The sequence below is a fragment of the Rhizobium sp. SG_E_25_P2 genome (genome assembly GCF_029892285.1).
Classification (GTDB): Bacteria; Pseudomonadota; Alphaproteobacteria; order Rhizobiales; family Rhizobiaceae; genus Rhizobium_E.
The window spans coordinates 40,347-55,946 of record NZ_JARXVM010000027.1; the positions used below are offsets into that span (position 1 = coordinate 40,347).

The window sequence follows — 15,600 nt, forward strand, 5'->3', positions numbered from 1 at the left end:
CGTGCAATCGAGCCGCAGGTTATGGCCTGGAAAATGACGTATCTGTTCTGTGGACACTGCGCATGAGTTCTCTCGCGATTATCGAGATGGCGCGGCCAGTTTTCGTCATTGCAAAGGAATCGCGGCGCCAAATGCCGGCATTGAATGTTGCAAGGGGGGAAACGCCATCGATGAAAGTCAGACCGACAGCGGGGAGGAAATGGCTGACATTGGTGGGCAAGGGCAGCAAACCGTCTGTTCGCGCCGCAATCAGCAGGGCGTTCAGCCAGGATGAGGTCTTGACGATCTTACCACGCACGCGACTGCGGATATCCCCGCCGCCCCAGGCGGGCTGGTCAAGCGCGTCATGATAGTCGATCCAGTCGCAGGCGAACACGCCGGACAGGTCCCCCAACGGCGCGCCCAACAACGGGTGGCCGATGCGTCCGGCCAGGCGCACCTCGACATGGACAAGGGCGTCGCCCGTCACGCGCGAATCGCCAGGGTCGATATCCGTGTTGCACAGGGCGATGTCGATTTCACCATCCGCCAGAAGGCGGACGAGGCGCGCCTCGAGATCGACATGGACGGACACTGAAAGATCCATATCCGTCGCGGCCAGGCGTTGCACCAATTCCGGAACGCAGCCAACGCTCCAGGACGGGCTGGCGCCGATCCGCAGCGACTTGCGCCGGTTGAGCCCGACCGCGCGCGCGTCGAGTTCGAGATGGCGCATCTCAGCGTCAACCCGCTTGGCGTGACTGAAAACGCTTCTCCCCTCCTCTGTCAATTCGACGCCACGCGGGCCGCGCTCGACCAGTTGGAATCCGAGATGGTCCTCAAGCCGCCTCAGACTTTTGGTCAAGGCGGGCTGCGTCAGGCCGAGCCGAGCGGCTGCCCTGGTGACGCTGCCTTCCTCGATCAAGACGATGAAATGCCCCAGTTCCCGATACATGAATGTCTCTCGCTTTTCATTCCCACAAGGAATGTCAGGTGAATGAGATGAATTTGTAGTTATGGGAGGCGCGCAATACAACAGGCCGTGGAGAGCAATTCGACGTTCGGGAGGAACGACATGGAAAACAGCACGGAAACGGATCTGGCGATTGTCGCCGCAGGAGCAGCCGGTCTGGCGGCAGCGGTCGCGGCGGCGCAACTTGGCCTCGCGGTTGAGGTTTTTGAAAAGAATGCGACAACCGGCGGAACCGCCAATCGCGGCATGGGGCCATTGGGAATCGAAAGCCGGCATACGCGCGCCCGGCTATTCCGCCCCACGCGCGACGAGGCGTTCGAAGCCTTCATGACCTATACGCATTGGCGGGTCGACGCCAATCTGGTGCGCGCTTTCCTCAACAAATCCGGAGACACCATCCATTGGCTGGAGAGCCTGGGCGTGACTTTTGCCGAGCCAGCGACCTATTTCTCTGGATCCTATCCCACCTGGCATCTGTTGCAGCCCGAGAACGGGCCTCCGGGTCCCGGGGGCGGCGCCACGATGATGAAGATCCTGACGCAGCGCGCATTGGAGCTCGGCGTAAAGATCCACCTGAATTCGCCGGTCTCCCGCCTGATCACGGAAGACGGCAAGGTGACCGGCCTGGTCATATCAGAGAATGGCGCCGCGCCGCACAGCGTGCGCGCTCGCTCGGTCGTGATCGCCACCGGCGGGTTCGGCAATAGCGAGGCGATGATCCGCGACCATACGGGCTTCGAACTCGACAAGGATATCTTTCCCTTCAAGATACCCGGGGTCACCGGCGACGGAATCCGCATGGCCTGGGAGGCCGGCGCGCAGAAGACCGAAATGGGGATGGAACTGGTCTATGGCATGCCCGACCCGCTCACTGTGCCGCCCGCCCTTCATGAGGCCTGCCGGCAGCCGCATCTGATGGTCAATCTGCTCGGCAAGCGCTTCATGGACGAAGCCGTCATGCCCAATGTCACCTTCACCGCCAACGCCATCGCCCAGCAAAAGGACAAGACGGCCTTCCTGCTGTTCGACAGCGGCATCCTTGAGGAGATGAAGCGGGACTTCGACACGCGCAATCGCGTTTTCCCGAAGGAGCGCTTCGACGACGCCGAGGCTACGATCGACGCCTATCTCGCCAGCGGCAAGGGCAATTTTTATCGCGCTCCCACGCTCGCAGCGCTCTCGGCGCAAACCGGCATCGACGGCGAGACGCTGAGCAATGTCGTGGAAACCTATAACGGCTACTGCGCCCAAGGCTATGACGCGCAGTTCAACAAGGAGCGGCGCTATCTCCGCCCGCTGACCGGCGGCGTATGGTATGCGGCGCGGCATTTCCCGAGCGCCTATGGCAGCGCCGGCGGCATCAAAATCAATGAGAATGCGGAAGTGGTGGGCAAGGACTGGCGCCCGATCCCCGGCCTCTACGCCGCCGGCACCGATGCGTGTTCGATCTATGGCGACAGCTATCCGTTTATTTTCCCTGGCACATCGATGGGGTTTGCGCTGAACACCGGGCGCATCGCGGCGGAAACGGCGCACGCCTATATCAGCGGAGCGATATAGGGTCGGGGCAATTGCAAAAAAGTAATTGACCCGAAAATGATAACTGGTTGCCTATTTTGGGTCTTCGTCATGCGAGGACCCGCTGGGACGGATTGCAGACTGCTCTGCGACTGTGCCTGATCCTCAATATAGCGTTTGGGCGGTGGCGACCGCCCATCGCGGGCAGATCCGGGATAAGCGGAAATTCTACTGATGAAGGCCGAGTGGCAAATGTAGGAATGACCTGGCGGCCTCGGCCACAGCCCGCAACGAGCGGTTTTCACCGGGCCTGTGCCTGACGATCTCCTCCGCAGAGTCATTCTCGCACTATGTCGAACCGAAGCGGCCCTCATTCCATCACGGAAAGAGGGCCGTCTTTAAATCGCGCAAGTTCAATCTTCGTCAGTCTTCCGGAAACATCGCCACCGCCCGGCACCAGCCGGCTGAGCCGCCGCGGATCTTGACCGGCAGGCACGAGACGGTGAAGCCGCGCGCAGGCAGTTCTTCAAGCCGGGTCAGTTTTTCCATATGCAGGAAAATGCCGTCTCGCCCGGCTTTGTGGCCTTCCCAGATCAGGCCGGCATTGCCCGTGACGGCAAAGCGTTCGGCGGTGATCCGAAACGGCGCATCCCAGGACCAGGCGTCCGTGCCGGTGATGTGCACTCCCTGCGACAAGAGCCAAAGCGTCGCTTCACGGCCTATGCCGCAACCGCGGCCAATATAATCCGGCCGACCATAAGTCGCGCCCGCCGAGGTGTTGACGAGCACAATGTCAAATCGCTGGAGAGGAGCGCCTGTCGCTTCGACGGCGGCGCGCACTTCGTCTGCGGTCGCGACATGCCCATCCGGCAAATGGCGAAGATCGAGCTTCACGCCTGGGCGTATGCACCAGTCAAGCGGGACTTCGTCGATCGTCCAGGCGCGCTCGCCACCATTCATGGTCGAGGCGAAATGCCAGGGCGCGTCCAGATGCGTGCCGGCATGCGCCGTCAGCGTCAACTGCTCCACCGCCCAGCCTTCCGCGCCCGGCAGGTCTGCTCGGTCGAGACCAGGGAAGAAACGCATGACTTCGTCCGCGCCGGCCTGATGATCGGAATAGGTGATTTTTGGCCCAAGCCCTGGAGGATCGGCAGGCGTATCATTGTCGATGGCGACGGACAAATCGACGATTTTCATGGTCTGTCTCCTGAAAGGGCCTCGCGGGCCAGAGATTGAAGATCTGCATCGCCGGCAAAGCCGAGGCCGCGCATCAGGCCTTCACCACCCGCTGGTCGATCACGCCGAACGGCGTCGCGCCATCGGGAAGCCGCGCCTCCATCCGCACCCGATCATCCCAGGTGAGGAACGGGGTGACGGACTCGCCCTGCTCGAGGAGTTCGATGACGCGGATTTCCGAAATACAGGAGGAACCGGCTCCCCGATCTGAGTTCGACACCGTGCCCGAACCGACAATCGTGCCTGCCGACAATTTGCGGGTCCGAGCGCAATGGGCGATAATGCCGTCAAAAGCGAAATGCATCTCGGCGCCGTTCGCGCGGCCAACCTCGCGCCCATTGATCTCAACATGCAACGGCAGTTTCACCCGGGCATTGTCCCAGAAGGGTGCGATCTCGTCCGGCGTGATGGCGAGCGGCGCAAACGCCGTTGAGGGCTTGGCCTGCAGCCAGCCGAAGCCCGTCCGCATTTCGCGAGGCCCGAGCTTGCGCAGCGACCAATCGTTGATCTGCACCAGAAGCCGGACATGCGAGACGGCCTGTTCGGCGCTGACGCCCATGGGCACGTCCGACAGGATCACCCCGAACTCGCCTTCCATGTCGATCCACAGGCTGTCGTCTGGGAATGCAACATCGTCGACAGGACCGCGCAGATCGTCGCTCGCCCCCTGATAGACAAGCGGGATGGTCTCGAAATCGGGATTGACGGGATTGTTGAACGCCTTGTCCATCAGCCGGCCATGGTTGAGAAAGGCGGACGCGTCGAGCCATTGCGGCGCACGCGGCAAAGGCGCCATACAGCGGTCGGCTTCGAAGCGGGTGGCGAAGGCTTCTTCGCGGGAGTTCAAGCGACAGTAAAGCGCGTCTAGACGCGGAGAGACACTATCCCAGTTCTCGATCGCCTCCAGCATGGTTGTTGCAATGCCGACAGCAGGCGCCGCAACGGCAAGGTCTTGAGAGACTATCCATAACTGGCCATCGCGGCTGCCGTCTTTATAGGTCGCAAGCTTCATCTGAACCTCCGGAAGACTATGTGCTGTTTCGGTCTGCGACCGGACAACGCCTCAGCGATCGCGGGCACGTAAACCCCATCCGATTTCGGAAAACACCGATCGGCCGGCCTCGTCATGCGGTCCTCGCTTTGCTGAAGAAGATGGTTGAAGCGACGGACACCAGCACAGCTGCGGCCCCAAGCGCGCCGAAGCCGAAATTCTGCCCGAGCGCGCCGCCGACAATCGGCCCGAGCGCCGCCCCGATCATCAGCATCGCGGGCGTCGCGGCCACCGCCCGGCCGGTGGGGTCGAGACGGGCAAGCAGGCCGAAGGCGAAAGTATGGGTGAAAATCTGGATCGCCACGAAGAAGGCCGCGACTGGCGCCCAGAGCACGAAGGCCGTGGCGCTGGTGACGATGACGGCGAAAAGGGCCTGCACCGCCGGACCAATCTGGACGACGCGCTCCGCCGCGAGCCGCTTCTGCAGGATCGCCGCAAGCGGCGAAGGAACTATGAAATTGACAACGCCCAAGGCGATCAGGGCGCCAAGCACGCCTTCCGGAGGGAAATCTCGCAACTTGCCTATCACTTCGACGAAGGAAAACACCATCGCCTGATTGAAGGTCATGATGCTGATGCCGAAGATGGTGAACCAGACGGCGCGACCGAGAGGCGCGGCGCCATGCGCTTCACCGCGCGCCGGATTAATGAAGAAGATCGCGCAAGTCAGGCACGCGACAGCCATGACACAACCGAATACGCGAAACAACATAGGCCCGCCGAAGGCGATCATCAATTGCGGCAAAGCGCCGAGAAGCACGATCCCCAGAAGACCGATGGAAATACCCGCCAGCGCGTAAAGTCGGTGCGGATTGACCGATTTACCGATTGCCCCATGCACCATGGATAGCGCGGCGCCAACCGAAAAGCCTGCAACGAGATGAAGGGCCGCAAGTTCGATATAGCCGCTTTGTGTGGAGGCGGCGAAGAAGGCCAATGCAGCCGCGCCATAACCCAGCGTCGCTGCAATCTTCTGGTTGATTTTATTGAGACGTGGCGCGACCACCACGCTTGCCGCTACCGCGCCGAGCAGGAACAAGGTCACGAGGCCGCCAGCCTGTTGAGGGCTGAACCCGAACCGCTCGACCAGTGCGCCGACCCAGACCGGAAGCGCGATCAGATCGAGCATGCCGGCGCAATGCGACACCACCAGCGCGGCCGTTCCGCCCACGCCATATTTCTGTCCTGTCATTTTCGATCCTCCCGGACCGGCGCGGCGCAGAGCCGTCGCGGTCCCCTCTCCCCGTTATGGTTCCACGCGCTCAGATGGTTTCAGCGAGCGTTTTCATGGATTGGCGCATTATTGCCGAATGCTCCTCGCGGCTGCCGCCATGAATTTCGATATCCGCAAGTTGAGCTGAATTCTCGACCACCATGCGACACCGCTCCCAGCGTCGCGCCTCAAAGGCTGCGAGCGCATCCGCCACGGTCGAGTGCCGCGCCACTTCCTCGGCGAGCACCATCGCATCCTCGATGCCGATGCAGGCTCCGGCCGCCAGATGCGGTGTGGTCGCATGCACGGCGTCGCCAATCAGCGCCACGCGGCCCTTCCTCCAGGGGCGCGGCATCAACATTTGTTCGAGCGGCCGATAAATGACGTGATGCTCGTCGGACAGTTGATCGGCAATGGTCTGAATGATCGGCGAAGGAAACTTCCTCAAAAGCGCCCGCAGCGTTTCGACGAAGGTCTCCGGAGCCACGAAGTCGTTGACTTCTTTGTCTTCCGTCAGGAAGAGATAGGCCTTGTCGCGCGACACGCCGTTCAGGCCAACCTTCAGTTTCGGCCCCATCCACATGGCGACAGTGGTGATTTCTGCGGGCCGGGGCAGCACGGCTCGCCAGACCGATTGTCCGATGAAGCGGGGCTTGGGCGCTTCTGGAAACAGTTTGGCGCGAACGCTGGAATAGAGACCATCCGCGCCCACGGCCAGATCGTATCGCTCCGGCTGGCCATCGCCGAACCCGACCCAGACGCCGTCCTCGCGGTTGTCGATCGTCGTGAAAGTTTCGCCGAGACGGACGTTCACGCCGGCGGCGACAACCGCTTCCTGCAGGATCTTGGCGAGCGCCGGCCGCATGATACCGCCGCCGCCGGCGATATCGGGGCCTGCCACGCGCGGCGTCGGCAAGGTCACGAGAACGCGATCGTCTGGACCGCGCATTTCGACGCCGTCGGAGGCGAAACCCTCCGCCATGAAGCGATCGATCAGGCCGAGTTCCTTGAGCACGCGCAGGGTCGAGCCATGCAGGCTGATGCCCGCGCCATAAGAGCGCCAGCCGGCATCGATTTCGAAAAGATCGACCTCGACGCCCTGACGCGCCAGCCGCGCCGCCGCCGTCATGCCGGCAAAGCCGCCGCCGATGATCAGTGCCTTGTTGATGCCTGCATTCATAGTGTTACCTCCTCCTCGGCCAGAGCGGCGAAAACTTCGCCCTGCTCGTTGACCGTCAACTCCACGCGCGTCAGCCCCTGCCCCAGGCAGGGACCCAAGACGCATTCTCCCGTTTGCATGTCGAACAGTGCTCCATGCGAATGGCAGGCGATATGCGTGCCGTCGCCATTCAGGTAAGCGTTGGACCGCCAGGCCATCGGCGTGCCCTGCGGATAGTGAGGGCAGGCGTCGAGCCAGGCGTGCAGCCGCCCCTCCTTCCGCAGAACGATAATCTTGCGACGATATCCTCCGACCGGACCGAAGCCTTTGGCTTCGCCCTCGTCGACATCTCCGGTATTGCAGAGACCCACGAGACGCGATGCGGGGGACAGCATCGGCTTAGCCTTTCGCGCCCGGAGGCGGTCCGCCGGGGGCCCATTTCTCACGCATTTCGAAGAGCACGATCTGGGAGGCTTCCGCGCCCATCGGCGCTTCACGGGCCACCCAGGCGTCGTCATGCTTGTCCATGTCGGCGTCATATTCGAAGTGACAGCCGAGCGGACTGTTGAAATACCAGAACCAGTTCGAACCGAACTTGTGGCGGCCGGGGCCCCAGAAGCTCTGATAGCCCTTCTTGACGAAGCGCGTGCCGGCGACCATCAACTCGGTCGGACCGCCCATATGGAAAGCGAGATGTTCGCAGCCCTTCATATAATCCGGCGTGCGAATGAAGAAGAGCGTGTGGTGATCGTCATTGGCCTTCGGCCGCAGGAAGGGACCCGCGCCTTTCAGAACGTCGGTGATCACGAAGCCGAGACGGTTGCAGTAGAAATCCGCCGCGATTTCGATATCGGGGACGAAGAGAACGACATGGCTCAGCGACCGTGGCGCAGCCGGCATATCCTCCCAGACGCCGATTTCATTGGGCTTACGCTGGGCCGGCGCGCCAGGAGCGTTGATCTTTTCGGCCGGCATGTCCAACTCGCGACGGATCGTCACCTGGAACCTGAGTTCAAAACCATGCGCGTCACGGGTCTCGATGGAGCCGTCGGCGAGACGGGTGACGCGACGATCTTTCGACAGTTCTGCTTCGATCGCGTCGAGGTCTTCAGCCGAACGCACCCCGTATACCTGTTGGCGCAGCAGATTGGCTGTCGGAAGCGTCGCCGGCAGCGACGGATCGGATTTATGCCGGATGAGAATTCCGGTGCCGTCGAGCGCGGCGAACAGGCCGCCAGTTTGATCGACATCGACGGGCTGCAGGCCGAAATCGCGAAGATATTCCGAAGCGGCGGCGACATCGTCCACGCCGAAAACCAGATAATCCGGTCCAATGATATTCATGCTGATCCTCCCTTCGGCCGTCGCGTCAGCGACCGGCAAACATTCTGAATTCGCGGGCGATGAGATAGGCGGCGGCGCGTTTGCCTTCTGCCGCCCCGGCGTCGAGCGCCAGTCGGCAATGTTCGAGAAGACGACGCGCCTCCTCTTCGTCGCCAGCCCAGAATTCATCGACGACGGCGATCGGTCCCGGCGTGACGGCCGTGTTGCGACAGTAGCCGGAATAGGCGACCTTGCTCAAAGCGATACGATCGGCGAGATCGACCGACGCCGCGCCCGCAGGCCTGACGACAAACAGTTTGAGATCGATCGATGCCGAGGCTGGCTCCTGCACGCGCTCTTCCGAGAATGGCTGCCCCAAAACATGGGCAATATCGACAAAGCGCGGCTCGTCAGGGCGCAGGCGCTCGGCATAGAAGGATGTTTCCCGCGACGCCTTGAGCGATTCGAGATCCTCGAACCAGATCTGGGTTACAAAATCCAGGCCGAGTCGCAGGGCGGCGGGCGCGGTGTCATCCTCGGCGAAGACCCCGTCCAGCCCATGATTTTGCGTATATTTGCGCGGGGCGTTTTGCGGCTCGGCAGCGATATAATCGAGCACGAGACGGCCGTGGACATCCTTCATGTGACGGCGATTTTCAGCCATCGTTTGGCCCGGAGCGCGGCGTCCGAACATCATCATCTTGACTGTCATGCTGCGTCTCCATGCGCGATGCGTCCGCCGAGAATCTCCGCCACCCAATCGGCGATATAGGCGCCGGCATTGGCGGAATTGTCGAAGCTGGAATGCTGGACGCCGCCAGTGCGAGCGTCGAAGATCTTCAGTTCGCGGTTGGGGCTGTTGACCAGCTGATCATAAGTCGCTTGCGCCCAGTGCAGCGGGATCTGGCTGTCCTTCTCGCCGTGAGTAACGAGGAACGGAACCCTGATACGGTCGAGCACGCCGTCGAGATGAACATTTTCGGCAATGCGCATGAAGTCGTCCATGTCCTTGGCGCCCCAGACCCAGCGGACATGCTCCCAGTAATGCGGCACCGGAAAATCGCCTTCACGGGCCAGACGCTTCTTCTGCACGTCGCGCCAGTCGTGATTGGCGCCCCAGACGACGCCACAGGCGAAACGCGGCTCGAAGGCCACCGCGCGGGGACAGTAATAACCGCCGAGCGAAACGCCTTCCATGCCAATGCGCTTCGCATCGATTTCGGAACGCGTCTCAAGCCAATCCACCACGCGGCTGGCCCAGTGCTCGCTATCATAGCGCGCCGTAAGTCCCTGTAGACGCAGCGCTTCGCCGGTTCCCGGCTGGTCGACCACAAGCGACGCGACGCCTCGTTTGGCGAGCCAGACTGGCAAACCGACGAGGAACTTCATTTCCTTGGTGCTGTCGAGGCCATTGACCTGCACCAATACCGGCTGCGGACCGCTGACGCCCTCTGCCGGAATATACAGGGCGGATAGATGCGTTCCTTCATAGGGGATTTCGACCCGGCGACATGCTGAACCCGACAGACGCAGACCTTTCTCGAACATATCGAGGAAACGCCGGTAAAGCGCCAAACGCCCCTCGGAGCCATGCGCCTGCAACCGCTCGGCGGTCAGCAAATAATTGGCGGCGCGAATGAGCTTTTCGCCGGCGGAAATCAGTCGGCCCTTGGCCTCATCTTCTTCGGCCAGAGAAATGAGCTTTTCGCCCATGCTCGCCCAGGTCTGGCGAAACGCCATCACGCCGGCTGCATCCGGGGCCTTGGCGGCCTCCTGCAGCGGCGCGCACATTTCCTCGATCTCCCCGATACGGGCGCCCATCTCGATCGACAGGTTCACCGAGAGGTTCCAGACATAATTGGTGGGGAAATACTTGAACATCACGCCTCCTCAACTCTTTCGCGTCGCCGACGGCGACGCCACGGGGCGGCAATCCGCAGCCATGCCCTGGCATGGCTTCCCGATCGCTCCTCCCGGGCAAAGACTTAACGAAAATCAAAACGTTTACAAAATTTGTTGTTTCAATCCCACCTATTGATATGCTGAATACAAGGAGGAGCCATGCGTTTCAAAAATCTCGACCTTAACCTGCTGGTGGCGCTCGACGCGCTGATCCGTCTGCGCAATGTCAGCCGCGCAGCGGAAGAAATGTTCATCACACAATCGGCCATGAGCAACGCGCTTGGGCGATTGCGGGACTATTTCGACGATCCCCTGTTGATCCAAGTGGGCCGGATGATGGAATTGTCTCCGCTTGCGGCGTCTCTTGAACAGCCCCTGCGCGACATCATCGTGCGGATCGACAGCGCCGTTGTGTCGACGCCATCGTTCAATCCGGCCGATTCCAGGCGCTTGATCGGCATGGTCGTTTCCGACTATTCGCTGCATACGCTGATCCCCATCTTCATGGAAATCGTCACGGCAGAAGCCCCAGCGCTGCAATTTGATTTCAAACCTCAGCAGAACTTCCCGCATCTGCTGCTGGAAAAAGGCGAAGCCGATCTTCTGATTGCGCCATCTGTGTTCTGCTCGACCCACCACCCTTCTGATGTCCTGTTCTCCGACGAGATCTGCCTGGTTACGGATTGCCGCAGCAGTTTTGCCACCGGAGAAAAAATAACCCGCGAACAATTTGAATCGGCCGGACATGTGGTGATGCGGCCACCCAATGGCGGCGAGAGCTTTGCCGAGCGGGCCTGTCGCGAAGTAGGCCTCGCCATCCGCGTGGAAGTGGCGACTTTTGCATTTTCGACGCTGTCTGTGCTCGTGCGCGGCAGCAACCGGCTCGCGCTGGTCCAGAAAACTCTCGCCATCGAGATGATCAAGACGGGCGGTCTTGCAATCATCGATCCGCCGCTCGACCTTCCACTCCTAGAACAGTCGGCGCAATGGCACAGCTACCGCTCCCGCGACCCGGCCTTAACCTGGGTGCGTGAAAAATTGAAAACTGCTGCGGCAGAGCTTGCCGGCCGCTCATCGCGTTTGGCGGGCCAACGAGCCATCACAGCAATCAATACATAATATTCCCAAACAAAATTTTACAAATGCCAACTCCCTGCCGTACCCAAATGGATGGGGAGAGCATCAAACAAATTTCGGCAAATCGCATCCTGAGCGCAAGTCCTACGCTCGGGAACCGGTTTCGACGCTCATTATACGCCGCCATGCCGGATTGCACCCGCGTGGCGCATAGCGGGCGCATGGATATGCTCAAGACGAATGTCTCGAGCGGAGAAGGATTTGATTGCCCCGAACAGAGACACGCGACCAGTTCTTATGCGGCTGGCGCAGGTATTATGAGGAGGATGAATTGAAGAATTACCGTAGCCTTATCCTGACAGTCGCCATCTGCGCCCTGGGCGGCTCCGCCATTGCGGCGGAGAACGGCAACAGCCAATATGCGCCGGGCGCAGCGCAATTCTACGGCGGCTCCATTCCGCCCTATGAAGGCCTGTATTTCCTGTCGCAAACCAGCTATTTTAGCGCTGACCGCACCAATGACAGCGATGGAAACGAAGTACCGATTGACTTCAGCGTCAAGGCGGCAGTCGAAACCATGCGCTTTCTCTATGTGTCGGATATCAAGATCGGTGACGCCCAGCTCTGGGGACAACTCGTCCTTCCGGTAATCCATCTCGACATCGACACGGCGTTCGGCTCCGATAAAACGCTTAACATTGGCGACGCCACCACCACGATCGGGCTCGCCTGGCATCCGGACAAAGCGCAGACATTCGTAATCGGCATGGATATCGGCGTTCCGACGGGAGCTTATGATGAGCACGCCCTGGCCAATAGCGGCTTGAACCATTGGTCAATCCAGCCCACGGCGGCCTATCACTATTCTGACCCGGACGGACTTGAATTCGCCGCGGCGGCGCGCCTGATCTTCAACACCGAAAACACCGCTACCGACTACAAGAGCGGTAACGAATTCGTGCTGGACTATGCCGCTGGCTGGAACTTCGGCAAGATCCGAGCAGGCGCTGTCGGCTATTTCATCAAGCAGTTTACCGATGACCAAGGTCCGACGGCCGCCGCCGACGGTCATCGCGGTGAAGGCTTCGCCATCGGACCGTCGCTGACATACAGTTTCAATCCGGGGCTTCAGATCAGCGCTTCCTGGCAACACGATGTCTATGCTGAAAATCGCTCCCAGGGCGACTCCATCTGGATGAACTTCGCAACGAAGTTCTGAGGTCGCCCGGCGTTCCCACGACGCCCCAGAGTGCAAAAAGACAGCCTTCGCCGCAACGGCGCCTGCCGCTTCCGCAAGGTTGCCGGGGCACCTTTATTTCCGGAACGCAAATTCACCCGGTGATTTTGTCACCGGGCGTCAGGCTGCTGACACCCCCCTGGCCACAGCCAGGGGGGCGCAGTTCACTGGGACATGTTGAGAAAACCCACTCTTCAACAAACAGCTCTCGAGATTGTGACGCTCGACGGGCTTGTCCCCAAGGATTACCTGCTTGGCAAGATCGACGCGGTGATCGACTTTTCCTCCAACAATCGTCGCATCGCCGGGCTCTACTGCGCCGACAATTGACGTCAATCGCAAGACGGCCAGGGGCAAGGCGATCTCCAAGCGAGGAAAAGAGACAGTCGAGCGCTGCTACGCCGGCTCCAAGCAGTTGCACGACCACCGCTACGCCCGTTATCGAGGCCCGATCAAGGTGCAATGGTCAGGCTTTTTGGTAGTTTGCGCCCAAGTCAAATTATCGGATGGCGGCGCACACGCTTTCATTGCCTTCCCATGCGCCGCCGAAACTCTCCGTTATAAGAAAGCCAAGCGAGACATATTCGTGATAGATGTCCATCACCGACCGCGCTGCAGTATCGTCCACGATCATATGCTGCCCAGCTCGCCGCATCGCGAGGCAGTTGCTTATATCGGCGCGGCAGATTGCGTCACCATGCCCACCGTCGACATGAAACACGTCGAAATTCAAGTGCCGGTGATGCGTGGCCAGAACCGGCAGAACATCGCGAGAATCTTCTCCGAAAAATGTTACACGGCCCGGGAATGCGGATAGCAGATATTCCGCAGCAAGCGGCGTGTATTTTCTAGCGCAGATATCTACGCCGACATAATGCAGACTTGGGTTGGTCGACAACGCCAAGAGCGCGCTATGCCCGGCGTTGAACCCGATCTCCAGAAGCATGCGCTTCGATCTCAGTGTCCTATGGAAATTGCGCCGTTTGTGAGCGCGCGACGGGTTCGGCCCTTCCATAATCATAAAATCGGTTTGCCGATGATGGTAAAATAGATTTCCTTCGAGCTCTTCACCAGTGCTTCTCACGATGTCATTGAGCGCCTTTAAATGCGCCCTGAACATATTAGAAAGCACTTCCTCCTTCTGATCTCCGATTGTGTATGCGCTTGCCATAAAACCTCCTACTGCTCACTTTAGGTAAGGCCGTGGCACATATCCTGCCAACTGCGCGCGCCTACACCGATTGCGTTAGGTTTGGCATTTTTATCAACCATAGAGCAACGCTAGCAAGACTTGTTTTCGCTCCGTAGTGCTGCCACTGTGGGTTAGACGCCTTTGGATGCTAGGCTCTCGGCTTTGAACTCTAAAACCCAAGCGACGGATTGAAGGAGATGACGCACTTGGCGATTTACACTTGGGAGAGCGAAGCTGACGATATTTTTAGTGCGAACCTACTGCCATACGCACCGTTCAAAATTATACTGAAAACCAAGGATGACCCATGGTTTGTCCGCGAGTGGTTCCGACATCACGCAGCGATCGTCGGCCCCGAAAACATCGTGATCTTCGACAACTTGTCCACCGATGAATCGGTGCTGTCGTTCTACGAAGAAGTCGAGCCATCAACCACTATTGTTCGCAACCGTTTTGGCGTGAACCACATCCATAACATTCACAAGTGTCCCGCACTCTATGTTGCTCTCACGCAATACTGCGATCGTTTCTGTATCCTTGATACCGACGAGCGGCTGATCATGATGAACTCGCCAGACAGCATCGCGGCTCCTGGAGACATCGTCACCGCCTTATCGAGGCAACAACCCGACGTCTTCATCCCCACTCTCTGGCTTGGAAACGCCTTTAAATCGCCTAGGCACATGAAGATGAACGCTGAAGCCGACATGATCAACGCGCTGCGATGGGGCAAGCCAATCATCTCGACCGGAGATATCCCGGAGGGATTCATCAATCACAACTGCCAGATCGGCAAGATGACCGATAAAGTGGCAGCAACGAGCCGGATGCTGCTGCTTCACCTTAAAAACCTTCACCCGGAACAGCGCATATCAGCAAATCTCCGGAAGCTTGAGAGCTACGGGTTCATCGACGTCGGGACGCCAGCCGAGGAAGCTATCCACTGCGATCCGAAGAAGATCAATAAAGGCGATGCGACATACTGGATTTCTGAAATCCACAATTTACTTCAGTCGAAAGATGCGCCTGAACAGCGCGCCCAAATGACAATTGAAGATGATCGGATAACCTATTCGTCCGATATCGCACGAATACTCATGACCGCGTATTTCGAAAACAGCAGCCAGTTCTACGCTCAAGCCGACATCACCCCTTTTCAGGCGGCGGCTGAGAGGTAGGCACATCACTGTCGGGTTTCATGACAAGTTTTCATTATTGGCAAAGACTGTTGATGATCAGCTCTGTGCCTATAGAGTTGACCAAAGATACGGCTGTGGCCAGGTCTGCGGCAGCAGAAGAGATTGTTGCTCGCCGACCGGAGAATTCCCATCGAAACCGACGCCTTGCTCACTCGAGACTGGCCTGCTTTACCCGCCTCCCGCTGCGGTTCCCTGAACGCAAAAACGCCCAGTGATTTTATCACTGAGCGTTCAGGAATTGATTTTGGTTGCGGGGGCAGGATTTGAACCTGCGGCCTTCAGGTTATGAGCCTGACGAGCTACCGGGCTGCTCCACCCCGCGTTACCAGATTTTTGCCGCAGGCAAAATATCGACAGATTTTTGCCGTAGGCAAAATATCGCTTAGTCTAGCAAGGCCTCGACGCGACAGGTGTTTTGCGTTTTGCAAAAGACCGACAGCGCGGATTGTGAAGAGATTGAGATGTTTGCATTTTGCAGACCTGGCGGCGACCTACTCTCCCGTGTCTTAAGACAAAGTACCATTGGCGCAGGGGCGTTTCA

14 protein-coding genes, 1 tRNA gene and 1 pseudogene are annotated in these 15,600 nt (G+C 59.5%); 5 read left to right on the top strand and 11 right to left on the bottom strand.

Annotated elements, in window-relative coordinates:
* Positions 1-19: 19 nt before the first annotated feature.
* Positions 20-934 carry a LysR family transcriptional regulator gene (locus M2360_RS25675; RefSeq protein WP_280778235.1) on the bottom strand — a complete coding sequence of 305 codons (915 nt, stop codon included), beginning with the start codon at positions 932-934 and terminating at the stop codon, positions 20-22.
* 120 nt (positions 935-1,054) lie between these two features.
* Between M2360_RS25675 and M2360_RS25680 the strand changes: the two genes are divergently transcribed.
* Complete coding sequence (locus tag M2360_RS25680) at positions 1,055-2,512, top strand: FAD-dependent oxidoreductase (protein ID WP_280778236.1); 1,458 nt, start codon at positions 1,055-1,057, stop codon at positions 2,510-2,512.
* Between the two features lie 381 nt (positions 2,513-2,893).
* Here the strand turns inward: M2360_RS25680 and M2360_RS25685 are convergent, their stop codons facing one another.
* The 8 genes from M2360_RS25685 to M2360_RS25720 all read right to left on the bottom strand — a co-directional run bounded on the left by M2360_RS25685 (position 2,894) and on the right by M2360_RS25720 (position 10,333).
* A complete protein-coding gene (locus tag M2360_RS25685) occupies positions 2,894-3,667 on the bottom strand; it encodes a cyclase family protein (RefSeq protein WP_280778237.1) in 774 nt (257 codons plus the stop codon).
* A 73-nt stretch (positions 3,668-3,740) separates the two neighbouring features.
* Entirely contained in the window at positions 3,741-4,718 is a 978-nt protein-coding gene (locus M2360_RS25690; RefSeq protein WP_280778238.1) for a fumarylacetoacetate hydrolase family protein, read from the bottom strand.
* Positions 4,719-4,830: 112 nt separating this feature from the next.
* The gene (locus tag M2360_RS25695; RefSeq protein ID WP_280778239.1) at positions 4,831-5,949 is read right to left on the bottom strand and encodes an MFS transporter; all 1,119 of its coding nucleotides are present in this window, start codon (positions 5,947-5,949) and stop codon (positions 4,831-4,833) included.
* A gap of 70 nt (positions 5,950-6,019) precedes the next feature.
* A complete protein-coding gene (locus M2360_RS25700) occupies positions 6,020-7,150 on the bottom strand; it encodes an FAD-dependent oxidoreductase (RefSeq protein ID WP_280778240.1) in 1,131 nt (376 codons plus the stop codon).
* Positions 7,147-7,524 (bottom strand): Rieske 2Fe-2S domain-containing protein, encoded by a 378-nt coding sequence (locus M2360_RS25705; protein ID WP_280778241.1) that lies wholly within the window; start codon positions 7,522-7,524, stop codon positions 7,147-7,149. Before M2360_RS25705 ends, M2360_RS25700 begins: the two co-directional genes overlap by 4 nt.
* 4 nt (positions 7,525-7,528) lie before the next feature.
* Positions 7,529-8,473 (bottom strand): VOC family protein, encoded by a 945-nt coding sequence (locus M2360_RS25710; RefSeq protein WP_280778242.1) that lies wholly within the window; start codon positions 8,471-8,473, stop codon positions 7,529-7,531.
* A gap of 25 nt (positions 8,474-8,498) precedes the next feature.
* On the bottom strand, positions 8,499-9,164 hold the full coding sequence (locus tag M2360_RS25715; protein WP_280778243.1) for an EthD domain-containing protein: 666 nt from the start codon (positions 9,162-9,164) through the stop codon (positions 8,499-8,501).
* Positions 9,161-10,333, bottom strand: a complete 1,173-nt coding sequence (locus M2360_RS25720; RefSeq protein WP_280778244.1) for a prolyl oligopeptidase family serine peptidase — start codon at positions 10,331-10,333, stop codon at positions 9,161-9,163. The genes M2360_RS25715 and M2360_RS25720 overlap by 4 nt, the downstream gene beginning before the upstream one ends.
* A gap of 213 nt (positions 10,334-10,546) precedes the next feature.
* On the opposite strand from M2360_RS25720, the gene M2360_RS25725 reads away from it, so the two are divergent.
* The 3 genes and pseudogenes from M2360_RS25725 to M2360_RS25735 form a co-directional block, all read left to right on the top strand.
* Positions 10,547-11,473 (top strand): LysR substrate-binding domain-containing protein, encoded by a 927-nt coding sequence (locus M2360_RS25725; RefSeq protein WP_280778245.1) that lies wholly within the window; start codon positions 10,547-10,549, stop codon positions 11,471-11,473.
* Between the two features lie 289 nt (positions 11,474-11,762).
* Positions 11,763-12,650 (top strand): transporter, encoded by an 888-nt coding sequence (locus M2360_RS25730; RefSeq protein WP_280778246.1) that lies wholly within the window; start codon positions 11,763-11,765, stop codon positions 12,648-12,650.
* Between the two features lie 192 nt (positions 12,651-12,842).
* A pseudogene (locus tag M2360_RS25735) lies at positions 12,843-12,995 on the top strand (IS5/IS1182 family transposase); the annotation flags it as partial.
* A 172-nt stretch (positions 12,996-13,167) separates the two neighbouring features.
* Here M2360_RS25735 and M2360_RS25740 read toward each other — a convergent pair.
* Positions 13,168-13,839 (bottom strand): class I SAM-dependent methyltransferase, encoded by a 672-nt coding sequence (locus M2360_RS25740; protein ID WP_280778247.1) that lies wholly within the window; start codon positions 13,837-13,839, stop codon positions 13,168-13,170.
* Positions 13,840-14,066: 227 nt separating this feature from the next.
* Between M2360_RS25740 and M2360_RS25745 the strand changes: the two genes are divergently transcribed.
* Complete coding sequence (locus M2360_RS25745) at positions 14,067-15,038, top strand: hypothetical protein (protein ID WP_280778248.1); 972 nt, start codon at positions 14,067-14,069, stop codon at positions 15,036-15,038.
* A 266-nt stretch (positions 15,039-15,304) separates the two neighbouring features.
* On the opposite strand, the gene M2360_RS25750 is transcribed toward M2360_RS25745, so the two are convergent.
* A tRNA-Met gene (locus M2360_RS25750) sits at positions 15,305-15,381 on the bottom strand.
* Positions 15,382-15,600: the final 219 nt, after the last annotated feature.

Excerpts from the sequence above, each read along its gene's own strand:
- M2360_RS25675 (WP_280778235.1), bottom strand. The coding sequence starts at position 934 with ATGTATCGGGAACTGGGGCATTTCATCGTCTTGATCGAGGAAGGCAGC.
- M2360_RS25680 (WP_280778236.1), top strand. The coding sequence starts at position 1,055 with ATGGAAAACAGCACGGAAACGGATCTGGCGATTGTCGCCGCAGGAGCA.
- M2360_RS25685 (WP_280778237.1), bottom strand. The coding sequence starts at position 3,667 with ATGAAAATCGTCGATTTGTCCGTCGCCATCGACAATGATACGCCTGCC.
- M2360_RS25690 (WP_280778238.1), bottom strand. The coding sequence starts at position 4,718 with ATGAAGCTTGCGACCTATAAAGACGGCAGCCGCGATGGCCAGTTATGG.
- M2360_RS25695 (WP_280778239.1), bottom strand. The coding sequence starts at position 5,949 with ATGACAGGACAGAAATATGGCGTGGGCGGAACGGCCGCGCTGGTGGTG.
- M2360_RS25700 (WP_280778240.1), bottom strand. The coding sequence starts at position 7,150 with ATGAATGCAGGCATCAACAAGGCACTGATCATCGGCGGCGGCTTTGCC.
- M2360_RS25705 (WP_280778241.1), bottom strand. The coding sequence starts at position 7,524 with ATGCTGTCCCCCGCATCGCGTCTCGTGGGTCTCTGCAATACCGGAGAT.
- M2360_RS25710 (WP_280778242.1), bottom strand. The coding sequence starts at position 8,473 with ATGAATATCATTGGACCGGATTATCTGGTTTTCGGCGTGGACGATGTC.
- M2360_RS25715 (WP_280778243.1), bottom strand. The coding sequence starts at position 9,164 with ATGACAGTCAAGATGATGATGTTCGGACGCCGCGCTCCGGGCCAAACG.
- M2360_RS25720 (WP_280778244.1), bottom strand. The coding sequence starts at position 10,333 with ATGTTCAAGTATTTCCCCACCAATTATGTCTGGAACCTCTCGGTGAAC.
- M2360_RS25740 (WP_280778247.1), bottom strand. The coding sequence starts at position 13,839 with ATGGCAAGCGCATACACAATCGGAGATCAGAAGGAGGAAGTGCTTTCT.